The following is a 10,115-nucleotide window of genomic DNA, read 5'->3' on the forward strand; positions in this document are numbered from 1 at the left end:
CGGGCGGCGCATCACCGTCGCCGCGGCCGGCTATCCGGGTTCCGGCGGGAGGTGACGTCGCCGCCAGTCGGACGGCGCGATGCCGTACCGGGCACGGAAGGCGCGGGAGAAGTGCGAGTGATCCGCAAAGCCGCACCGATACGCGACCGCCGCGATCGTGGTGAGCGACTGGGTGGGGTCCTCCAGCATCCGGGCGGCACCCTGGAGCCGGTGCTCACGGATGAGGTCGCCGAGGTCGATTCCACGGCGGGCGAGGATCGAGTACACGTAGCGCTCGGAGATGGAGAAGGCCTCGGCGAGGGAATGCACGGAGAGATCTGGCTCGCCCAGCCGCGCTCTGATGTGCTCCTCGATGCGGGTCGCCAGCGATTTTGTGGCCGCCTCCCGGCCGATGGTCGTGTCGGCGACGGGCCGCGTCAGCAGCAGCCGTACAAGGTCCAAGGCCGGTCTTTGGAGAACGGACTGCTCCTCCGGGGTCGCGGAGGGGGCGGATCGCGCGGTGCCGCGGAGAAACGCCGAGACGGCCGCCGTCGTGGTCCGGTCGGGGTGTATAGCGGCATCCAGCTGGCCCGCGATCAGCTGCCGATCCACGCCAAGCGCGTCCAGCGGAATCTGGTAGGTGTGGCGAAGGGCGCCGGCGCTGAACCTCAGCCGATACGGTTCGTCGCTCGTGTACAACCCGATGTCGCCCGGGTGCAAGGTCGTGAGGCGCTCGCCGCGGATGATCAGCGCGGTGCCGTGGTCCACAACGCTCACCATGAGGCTCGGTGGTGTGTCGTCTCGGGCGAGCCGCGCCGTCCGCACCACATCGCCGCCCTGAGCCCTGGTGGACAGGAGGTGCAGACGGCCGAGGTCGGCGACCCTCGATCGCACGATCACCTCTCCCTCGGGGTGAGGCTCCAGGGCAAGGGGCACCGGTGACTGCAGCATGCGCTCGCGCAGGAACTCGATGCTGTCCGTCACCGGAAGTTCTTCAAGGTCGATGATGGCGCCCACGTGGACTCCTCTTCGCTCGCACCCATCGTAATGACATGGTGCGAATCCGTACAGGGTGCGCACAGCACAGTGCGGGGCAGGTCAAGACGCGGTGTTTTCCCTCTCGGAGGATGGGATGCCAAGCCCTCCCCCGCAGCGAAAGGATCCGTCATGTCAGAGAACCTCGCATCCACCCTGACCGCCGTCGAACGAGACGACATAGCCCGAGCGAATGCCTCCGGTCGCCGACCGGTCGTCTTCGTGCACGGGCTCTGGCTCCTGTCGAGCAGCTGGGACCGCTGGCGAACCGTGTTCGAGGATGCCGGATTCACGACGATCGCGCCCGGCTGGCCCGACGACCCGCCCTCCATCGAGGACGCCCGTGCCAATCCCGATGCTTTCGCGTCGAAGATGGTGCAGGAGGTCACCGACCACTACCTGGAAGCGATCGCGGAACTCGAGACGAGACCCGCGGTCATCGGGCACTCCTTCGGCGGTCTCATCGCGCAGAAGATCGCCGGAGAAGGGGCATCCGTGGCCACCGTCGCGATCGACCCCGCACCGTTCCAGGGCGTGTTGTCTGTGCCGTTCTCCTCGCTCAAGTCCTCGGCTCCCGTCGTGAGCCACCCGAGCAGCCTGAAGCACGGGGTGACACTCTCATTCGAGGAGTTCCGATACGGCTGGGCGAACGCGCTCGACGACGACGAAGCACGCGCGCTCTACAACGAGTTCCATGTCGCCGCGTCCGGGAACCCGATCTTCCAGGTTGTCACCGCCAACCTGAATCCCTTCACCGAGACCAAGGTCGACACCAAGAACCCCGATCGCGGACCCCTGCTCCTCATCGGCGGGGAAGCGGACCACACCGTGCCCGTCAAGCCGACCGAGCAGAGCTATAAGATCCAGGCAAAAAATCCGGGTCTCACCGAGTTCGTCGTCCTCCCGGACAGGGGACACTCGCTCACCATCGACCGCGGCTGGCGGGAAGTGGCTCAGACCGCGCTGGACTTCATCGCCCGTACCGGCGCGCTCACGACGTGAGCGGACTCGGTCTGGATGACGCCGAGGGGACGCCCATCAGGCGGGGAATCTCACGCCGGCGAGTCGCTCGGACACCTCCCAGATCCTCGTCGCATCCGCCTCGGACGTGAGCTGCCTGTACAGCCTCTGCTCCGCGGGAGCACCGGAGAGATGGGCGAAACCGGACGGACCGTAGAAGAGACCGCCTTGCGCGTCCGGGCTGGTCGCCGCGTACAGCGCGGGCAGCAGGCCTCCCTCGGCGGTCTGGACGAGGAGACCCCTGTTCGCCAAGCGGCGGATCACCCTCACCGCGGTCGTGTCGCCGGTCCGGCCCATCTCCGGATGCGAGGCGAGCAGATTGGTGGCCGCGATCCCGGGATGGGAGATGGTGCTGGTGATGCCCCAGTCGCCGGCCGCGCTGCGACGGTTCAATTCCAGCGCGAACAGCCCGAGCGCGATCTTGGACGAGCTGTAGGACTTCGTTCCGCTGTAGGACTTCTCCAACTGCAGGTCGGTCCAGTTGATCGCGTTCTGTCCCGCCGACACGCTCAGCTGGGTGGTGACCCTGGCGTGGCCCGCGCGGAGCAACGGCAGGAGCCGCGCGGTCAGGGCGAAGTGGCCGAGGTAATTGGTCTCGAACTGGAGCTCGAGGCCGTCCCCCGTGACCTGACGGGTCGGCGGTGTCATGACCCCGGCGTTGTTGATCAGGATGTCGATCGGGCGATCCTCCTCGAGGAGGGTTTCGGCGAGCAAGGCGACCGACGCCAGCGACGACAGGTCGAGCTCCCGGGTCGAGATCCTCGCACTCGGGGTCGCAGCGCTGACGGTCGCGGCGGCCGCGGCGCCCTTCTAGGCGTTGCGGACGGGGATGATGACCTCCGCGCCGGCGGCGGCGAGACGTCCGGCGAGGCCGAGACCGATCCCGTCGCTTCCCCCCGTGACGATGGCACGTTTCCCGGACAGGTCGGGGACGGTGATGGTGGGTGTGCGAGGCATGAGATTCCTTAGAGCGGGCCGCGATGTCGGCCTGATATCACCACTCTCGCAGCGATCCCCCACCGAATTCGGGGTGCGGTCATCCAGGGACCGGCGAACCCTGGTTGGAGAGCAATCATCGTCTCTCCTGACGGGGCAGGAGTACGCGCCGCCAGAGGATCGAGGCGGCCGCGATCACAGGGACAGCGAAGAAGGCGCCGAGGACACCGCCGAGCGCCGCCCCCGCGAATGCGCCGACGATGACGAGCGAGCCCGGAACCGCGACCGCCTTCTTCATCACCATCGGAACCAGCACGTACGACTCGATCTGCATGTAGACCAGCAGCGCTCCGAGTGCGACGAGTCCCGCTGTCGGAGAGGTGGTGAAACAGGCGAGGGTGGCGAACGTGAAACCGATGGGTGTGCCGACCAGTGGTACGAGGGTGACGGTGAAACACAGGAGGGCCAGCAACAACGGCGTCGGTCCTCCCACCGCCGAGACGACGATGAGCACGACGATGCCGTTGGCCAGCGAGAGAGCGAGCTGTCCCCCGACATAACGGCCGATGCCCGTGAGCATCTCGTCGGAGATGGAGACGACCGACGCGCGGCGCGATGCGGGGAGTGAGCGGGCGAAGGCGTCGCGCATCGACGGGAGCGCGAGCGAGAAGAACACCGCGAGGACCCCGACGAAGACTCCCGCAAGCAGGACGGTCGCTGTCCCGGAGACGGCCGCGACGACCCCGCCCCAGAGCGCAACGAGTTGTTGGGGGTCCCGGAGGAAGTTCACGACGGAGGCCGTCGCGGTCGTGAGGTCTATCGACGTGCCCACAGTCGTCTGCAGCGATTGGACCCATGGCTGATCGAGGACTCCCCTGGCGATCTCCGGCAGGGCGGTCTGGAACGTCTGCACCTGCTGCACCGTGCTCGGTACCACGGCCACGACGAGCCCGGTTCCCGTCGCAGCGACGGCGAGGGAGATGAGCCCGACGGAGACCGGACGACGGATGCCCCTCGCCTCCCCCGCCCGGACGATCGGCTCGATCGAAAGCGCCAAGAACATGGCGAGTCCGACCACCGCGAATGTCGGGCCCAGCAGCGGGAGCGATGCGATCAGAATGCTGACCGCGACTGCCACGAGACCTCCGGCGAACGCCAGACGTGCTATCGGGAGGGATGCCAGGGGCGGGCGGGTCGGGGCGAGAGTGCGCACCCGCCGTGATCGGGTCATCGTGCTCCGGCTCATGGTCGTGGTCCTTTGTGTATCTCGAGAACGTGCGGCGCAGCAGCCGTCGACCTTTTCTATCCCGAGGACGGCGACCCGCGCGTACCCCGGAGAGCCCGGCCGCGTCACCCCCGTGGGGTAGATACGCGGGCCGCGGGGGTGACGCGGTGCGTGTGGGCCGTTGCCTACGGTTCATCCACCACCAACCGCTCGCCCAAGGAGAACACCGTGACCATCAACCTCATTCATCGGCCCAGTCGCCTCGATCCGTTCGTACCCGGCCTGCCGACCGTCTCGATAGTCATCCCCGCCTACAACGAGCAGGACACCATCGGTCGTTGCCTGGCCGCTGCTCTGCATCAGACGGTTCCCGCGCTGGAGATCATCGTCGTCGACAACCTCTCCACGGATGCCACGACGGAGGTGGTCACCCGGATCGCCGCCGCCCATCCCGGCCGCGGCATCCGTCTGGTCCGCCAGAATCTCGTGCAGGGACTCGTCCCCACCCGCAACGCCGGGTTTGCCGCGGCGACCGGCGAGGTCCTCGGTCGCATCGATGCCGACACCATGATCGACCCTGACTGGGTCGAACGCGTCAGCAAGAGGATGCTGATCGACGACGCCGGAGCGGTCACCGGCCCCGTGTCGTATTACGACGTCCCGCTCGCCGGTGCCGGTCATCTCGCCGACGACCTCACCCGCCGATTCCTCCGGCGTCTCGGCAGCGAATATCCCTTCCTCTACGGCAGCAACATGGCGATCCGCGCCAGCGCTTGGCGCGCCATCGAGCACAACACCTGTCTGGACCCGGACGATCGGCAGCACGAGGACATCGACGTTGCAGTACATCTGTACGAGGCGGGAATCGTCGCCGCGTATGACCCGCGAATGCGTGCCGGCGTTTCGGCCCGCCGCATGGACTCCGCCCCGAGCGACTTCCAGGAATACACCCGGCGTTTCGGCCGCACCTACGACGACCACGGCATCAGCCGCTGGTACCTGGGCGTTCCACAGCTGCTGCTCCGCGGGATCTACTGGCCCGTTCATCTCGGCCGCTCATGGTTCGCGTCGACCCGTTCCACGCCGCGCGAAGTGAGCTTCGCATGACCACGATCTCCGTCGTCATCCCGGTGCTCGACGACGCACGATTGCTCGAACGCTGCCTCGAGTCGCTCGCGTCCCAGCGACGTCCCGCCGACGAGATCATCGTCGTGGACAACGGCTGCACGGACGACAGCGTTTCCGTGGCCCGCCGCTTCGGCGCCCAGGTCGTGGCCGAATCACGTCCCGGGATCACCGCGGCGTCGGGCCTCGGCTTCGACACCGCCACGGGTGACATCATCGCCCGGTGCGATGCGGACTCGGTGCTGCCCCCGGACTGGATCGAACGGATCGAACGGAGACTCGCCGCTCAACCGTCCGCCGTGGCGATAACCGGTCCAGCGCGTTTCTACGACCTTCCTGGGATGCGACAGGTCGCCGCACGCGTCATCTACATTTCCGGCTACTTCGCCTCGATGCACGTCCTGCTCGGGCACACCGTGCTCTTCGGGTCGAACTGCGCCGTCCGCGCTGAGACGTGGCAAGCGTTGAGTGCGAGCGTTCCTCGCGACGATCGCGACCTCCACGACGACATGGACCTCAGTTACCGATTGCCCGCCAGCTCCACGGTGATCTACGACCGCGATCTCGTCGTCGAGGTCTCGCCTCGTCCCTTCGACAGCCCGAGCGCCCTTGTCCGTCGACTCAGACGCGGCGCCCACACCTTTCGTGAGCACTGGCCAGCGCAACTCCCGGCGCGACGGTGGATGGTCCGGGCACGTTCCCGCATCGCCGCGGTCCGGGGCGGCCCTCCCGAGACGATCCGTGCGGAGGTGCGGAGTACATCTCCCGGGGTAGAACATTCGAGCCTCCGGTAGCTTCCCCGCGCAAGCGTCTTCCGGGGAAGATCTGTCATCGACAGACCTCCGGTCCCACCGCCGAGACGCAACCACCGACATCCACTGGAGAACATCATGACCGCCGAACCCGCAAACATCAGCCCTCCGCCCGCCCTCCCCCTGATTCCGCTCGTGCCAGCGACTCCCCCTCGCCGACCGTTCCTCCGTCTGATCCTCGCCACGGTCGGTATGAGCGTGTTGATCGTGTTCACGATCGTCTTCTCGGTCATCTGGATCGCGGTTACCGTCATCGCCAATCTCATCGGCACCCTCTCGCGATGGACACGACGATGAGGCGGCCAGAGCCATCGACCGATCGGCGGCCACAATGGGACCGTTGACCGACATGCTCCTCGGCATGATGACCTCGCCGTGGATCTACGGCGTCATCCTTCTCATCTGCGTCATCGACGGGTTTTTCCCTCCGATGCCCAGTGAGCTCGTGGTCGCCTCTGCTGCTGCCGTCGCCTGGACCACCGGAACCCCGCTTCTCGTCCTGGTGATCGCCACGGCGGCTCTGGGCGCGTGGCTCGGCGACACCATCGCCTTTCTCATAGGCAGACGGGTGGGACTCTCGCGGTTCCGGTGGATGCGCCGGCCGGCGATCGCTCGTCTGAGTGCGCGGGCGGGACGGGGACTGGCGACCAGGCCAACCAGCATCCTGCTGGCCGGACGGTTCATCCCGGTCGGAAGGGTCGTCGTGAACATGGCCGCCGGCGCCACACGGCTTCCCTATCGGCGGTTCCTCCCGATCAGCGTGCTTGGCGCGCTGCTCTGGACCACGGTGTCCGTGCTCATGGCCATCGTCGCGGGTGCGTTCCTGCATGCCAGCCCCATCATGGCCGCCGTCGCCGCGGCCGTGCTTGCCGCGTCCATCGGCTGGGTCGTCGACAGGATCCTCTCATCGAGGCGGGCCGCGGCAGACCGTAGGCTGTACCCGTGATGGCGACCTCGATGCCAACCGCACGGTCGCTCCTGGCGCGTCTGAACGCCGGTCGGGAGGCCGCCCGCCCGTTCTCCCTCGTCGGATGGATCGGGGTCATCACCGTTTCCGTCATTGTGTTCTGGGCGTCGGCGCCCAGCCTCATCGGGTTCTACGACCTTCCCCCGGCGATCGCCTTCGCGCTGGCCACGGTCCAATGCGCAACGATCCCTCTTGCCGTTCGCTTTCCCCGCTCCTCCGTGGCGCTTCATCTCGCGACCATCGCCTATCTCGGTGTGGCGACCCGCCTCGAGGTGGACGAGTTCTGGCCGCTGTCCATCCCCGCTCTCCTCGCCCTCACGAGCATGCTCGTCGTGGTGGGCCTTCGTGAGCGGTGGACGGTTTCCATCGGCGCCTGGTGGCTCAGTTTCTTCACCATGGTCATTCTCGTGGCCGCATTCAGCCAGACCCCGGGGCGATCCAAGGGAGACTGGGGCTTCGACGTGCTGGCCAGCATCACCGTCACCCTGATCGCCCTCGCAACGTCGGTCGCGATCGGTCAGCGTCACCGGGTTCGCGCTCTCCTCGCCGAGGCACGGCGCGACGTCGAACTCGAGCAGGCCCTCCGCCTCGGCGCCGAGGAGCGGGCGAGAATCGCCCGTGAGCTCCATGACGTGGTGGCGCACAGCATGTCCGTTGTGCACATCCGGGCCGAGTCGGCACAATACCGCCTCGCCGATCTCGACCCTGCCGCGGCCCGCGAGTTCGCGGACATCGCCCGGTCGGCTCGGTCGGCCCTTCGGGAGATGCGGCAGCTCCTCGGCGCCCTCCGGCCGGGGACCGGCGAGAAGGCCTTGGCGCCGCAGCCCACTATCGCCGACATCGGGAGCCTGATCGAGAATGCGGGGACCGTCGGCACGGATGCGAGCTACAGATCGTCCGTGGACGAGCAGTTCGTCCCACCCCTCGTTCAGCTCACGGTCTACCGCATTGTTCAGGAGGCGCTCAGCAACGCCATACGGCACGCCCCGCTCGCCGCCGCGCGGGTCGAGATCACTGGCGATGCGGCGACCATCACGGTGGTCGTGGAAAACGATCCTCCCGGCAGCCTTCCCCCGCGCGAAGGACGTCAGCCCGAGTTGGGAGGCCAGGGTCTGCGAGGCATGCGCGAACGCGTGGCCTTGCTCGATGGCCATATCACCCAGCAGCCGCTGGCGACCGGTGGATTCCGCGTCATGGCCACCATCCCGGTGCCCGCCGGCGATCGGCGGGACCACTCGTGACCATCAGAGTGCTCATCGTCGATGATCAGCCGATGTACCGCCTCGGTGTGGCGGCGATCCTGAACGCTCAACCCGACATCAGCGTGGTGGGTGAGGCCGGCGACGGTCAGGAGGCCATCTCCCGCAATCGTGTGCTCAACCCGGACGTCGTTCTCATGGACATCCGGATGCCGGTGATGAACGGGATCGAAGCGACCCGCGCCATCAACAATCCGCCGAACGGCATCGGCAACGTCCCTCGGGTCGTCATTCTGACGACGTTCGACCTCGACGACTACGTCTACGACGCGCTCCGCGCCGGCGCCAGCGGCTTCCTGCTCAAGGATGCGGGAGCGCCGGAGCTGATCTCGGCGGTGCGGACGGTCCACGACGGTGACGCGCTCCTGTCGCCACGGGTCACCAGACGACTGATCGAGAGCTTCGTCGACAGCGCGCCCGCCGGTCTCACCTCGAAAACGGTCTTCAACAGCCTGACCGAACGCGAGCTCGAGGTGTTTTTGGAGATGGCGCGCGGCAAATCGAATTCGGAGATCGGTAAGTCGCTGTTCATCGCGGAGCAGACCGCCAAGACGCATGTCAGCCGGGTGATCGGCAAACTGGGTCTTCGGGACCGGGTGCATGCGGTCGTCCTCGCCTACGAGACGGGAATGGTGCGCCCCGGCGAGACCGACGGCTGATCGGCGACACTCTCGGCGACGCCCGCTGCGCGGCTGACGGAACGACGCCGGACCGACACATCCGATGTCATGACGATCCAATGCCACCCCATAAAGCGAACACCGTTTGTTTAAACGAACACCGTTCGTGTTAGCCTGCCGACATGACAGACAGCAATCGCGCGCCGGCTGCCGTCTCCCGGGATGACTGGGCGGCGCAGATCGCGGCGCTGGACGGCACACCGACCCGGTCCCGCAAGACCCCGATCAGCATCGACAGGATCGTGGCCGCCTCGTTCGACATCGTGGCGGCGGAGGGATTCGACGCGTTGACGATGCGGCGGGTCGCCGCGGCCCTGGGCACCGGTCCGGCGTCGCTGTACGCACACGTCAGGAACAAGGCCCGACTGGACGACCTGCTCATCGCCGTGCTCTGCAGCCGAGTGAGACTCCCCACGCCCGATTCCGGGCGGTGGAGCATCCAGTTCATCGACGTGTGCCGGCAACTGCGCGACCAATACCTGCGCTTTCCCGGCATCTCCCGAGCCACGCTGGCGGCCGCGCCGACCAGCCTCGAGACGCTTCGGATCAGCGAGGGCATGCTCGCGATCCTGCTGGCCGGCGAGGTGTCGCCGCAGGCCGCCGCCTGGGCCGTCGACGCCGCCCTGCTCTACGTCGCCGCCTACAGCCTCGAGGCCTCGCTTCGCCGGGATCCGGCCACGGACACCGATGGCCGGATCCTCGACCGGACCGAACGCATCGAGCGGTTCCGGATGCTGCCGGCCGCCCGCTTTCCCAACGTCGTCGCCTACGCGCCGGAGTTGACGGCCGGCGACGGCCACGAGCGGTTCGATTTCACACTCGATCTGCTGCTGCGGGGGCTGGCCTCCCGCGAGCAGCGGGACACCCCAGAGGTCATCGACTCAGCCATCATCGATCCGTCGGGTCACGAACGGAGCACCCCATGAAAGCAGCGCGGTTCAGCCGATTCGGCGGGCCGGAGGTCCTCGAGATCGTCGACCTTCCCGACCCGCATCCCGGGCGGGGCGAGATCCGGATCGCGGTGCGCGCCGCCGGCGTCAATGCCAGCGACTGGAAGAAGCGCCAGGGACTGATGGA

General features: G+C 67.4%; 11 protein-coding genes and 2 pseudogenes. 9 read left to right on the forward strand and 4 right to left on the reverse strand.

Annotated features, from left to right (window positions below; genetic code table 11):
- Positions 1–30 precede the first annotated feature (30 nt).
- Positions 31–996 carry a helix-turn-helix domain-containing protein gene (locus VGC18_RS06920; RefSeq protein WP_331095628.1) on the reverse strand — a complete coding sequence of 322 codons (966 nt, stop codon included), beginning with the start codon at positions 994–996 and terminating at the stop codon, positions 31–33.
- Positions 997–1,146: 150 nt separating this feature from the next.
- On the opposite strand from VGC18_RS06920, the gene VGC18_RS06925 reads away from it, so the two are divergent.
- A complete protein-coding gene (locus tag VGC18_RS06925) occupies positions 1,147–2,016 on the forward strand; it encodes an alpha/beta hydrolase (RefSeq protein WP_331095630.1) in 870 nt (289 codons plus the stop codon).
- Positions 2,017–2,052: 36 nt separating this feature from the next.
- Here VGC18_RS06925 and VGC18_RS06930 read toward each other — a convergent pair.
- The 3 genes and pseudogenes from VGC18_RS06930 to VGC18_RS06940 form a co-directional block, all read right to left on the reverse strand.
- Positions 2,053–2,832: pseudogene (locus VGC18_RS06930) on the reverse strand (SDR family oxidoreductase); the annotation flags it as partial.
- Positions 2,833–2,844: 12 nt separating this feature from the next.
- Positions 2,845–2,991, reverse strand: coding sequence for a hypothetical protein (locus VGC18_RS06935; RefSeq protein ID WP_331095632.1), 147 nt, complete (start codon positions 2,989–2,991; stop codon positions 2,845–2,847).
- 115 nt (positions 2,992–3,106) lie between these two features.
- The gene (locus tag VGC18_RS06940; protein ID WP_331095634.1) at positions 3,107–4,216 is read right to left on the reverse strand and encodes an AI-2E family transporter; all 1,110 of its coding nucleotides are present in this window, start codon (positions 4,214–4,216) and stop codon (positions 3,107–3,109) included.
- A gap of 207 nt (positions 4,217–4,423) precedes the next feature.
- On the opposite strand from VGC18_RS06940, the gene VGC18_RS06945 reads away from it, so the two are divergent.
- The 8 genes and pseudogenes from VGC18_RS06945 to VGC18_RS16175 form a co-directional block, all read left to right on the forward strand.
- Positions 4,424–5,302, forward strand: a complete 879-nt coding sequence (locus VGC18_RS06945) for a glycosyltransferase family 2 protein (RefSeq protein WP_331095636.1) — start codon at positions 4,424–4,426, stop codon at positions 5,300–5,302.
- A complete protein-coding gene (locus VGC18_RS06950; RefSeq protein ID WP_331095638.1) occupies positions 5,299–6,114 on the forward strand; it encodes a glycosyltransferase family A protein in 816 nt (271 codons plus the stop codon). Before VGC18_RS06945 ends, VGC18_RS06950 begins: the two co-directional genes overlap by 4 nt.
- A gap of 96 nt (positions 6,115–6,210) precedes the next feature.
- Positions 6,211–6,429, forward strand: coding sequence for a hypothetical protein (locus VGC18_RS06955; RefSeq protein WP_331095640.1), 219 nt, complete (start codon positions 6,211–6,213; stop codon positions 6,427–6,429).
- A gap of 52 nt (positions 6,430–6,481) precedes the next feature.
- A complete protein-coding gene (locus VGC18_RS06960) occupies positions 6,482–7,078 on the forward strand; it encodes a DedA family protein (protein WP_331095648.1) in 597 nt (198 codons plus the stop codon).
- 11 nt (positions 7,079–7,089) lie between these two features.
- A complete protein-coding gene (locus tag VGC18_RS06965) occupies positions 7,090–8,340 on the forward strand; it encodes a sensor histidine kinase (RefSeq protein WP_331095642.1) in 1,251 nt (416 codons plus the stop codon).
- Complete coding sequence (locus tag VGC18_RS06970) at positions 8,337–9,017, forward strand: response regulator transcription factor (RefSeq protein ID WP_331095644.1); 681 nt, start codon at positions 8,337–8,339, stop codon at positions 9,015–9,017. Before VGC18_RS06965 ends, VGC18_RS06970 begins: the two co-directional genes overlap by 4 nt.
- 143 nt (positions 9,018–9,160) lie before the next feature.
- Positions 9,161–9,964, forward strand: coding sequence for a TetR/AcrR family transcriptional regulator (locus tag VGC18_RS06975; protein ID WP_331095646.1), 804 nt, complete (start codon positions 9,161–9,163; stop codon positions 9,962–9,964).
- Positions 9,961–10,115 (forward strand): annotated as a pseudogene (locus tag VGC18_RS16175) (NADP-dependent oxidoreductase); the annotation flags it as partial. The gene VGC18_RS06975 and the pseudogene VGC18_RS16175, both read left to right, overlap by 4 nt.

The organism is Lacisediminihabitans sp. (genome assembly GCF_036404185.1).
In the GTDB taxonomy this organism is placed as follows: domain Bacteria; phylum Actinomycetota; class Actinomycetes; order Actinomycetales; family Microbacteriaceae; genus Lacisediminihabitans.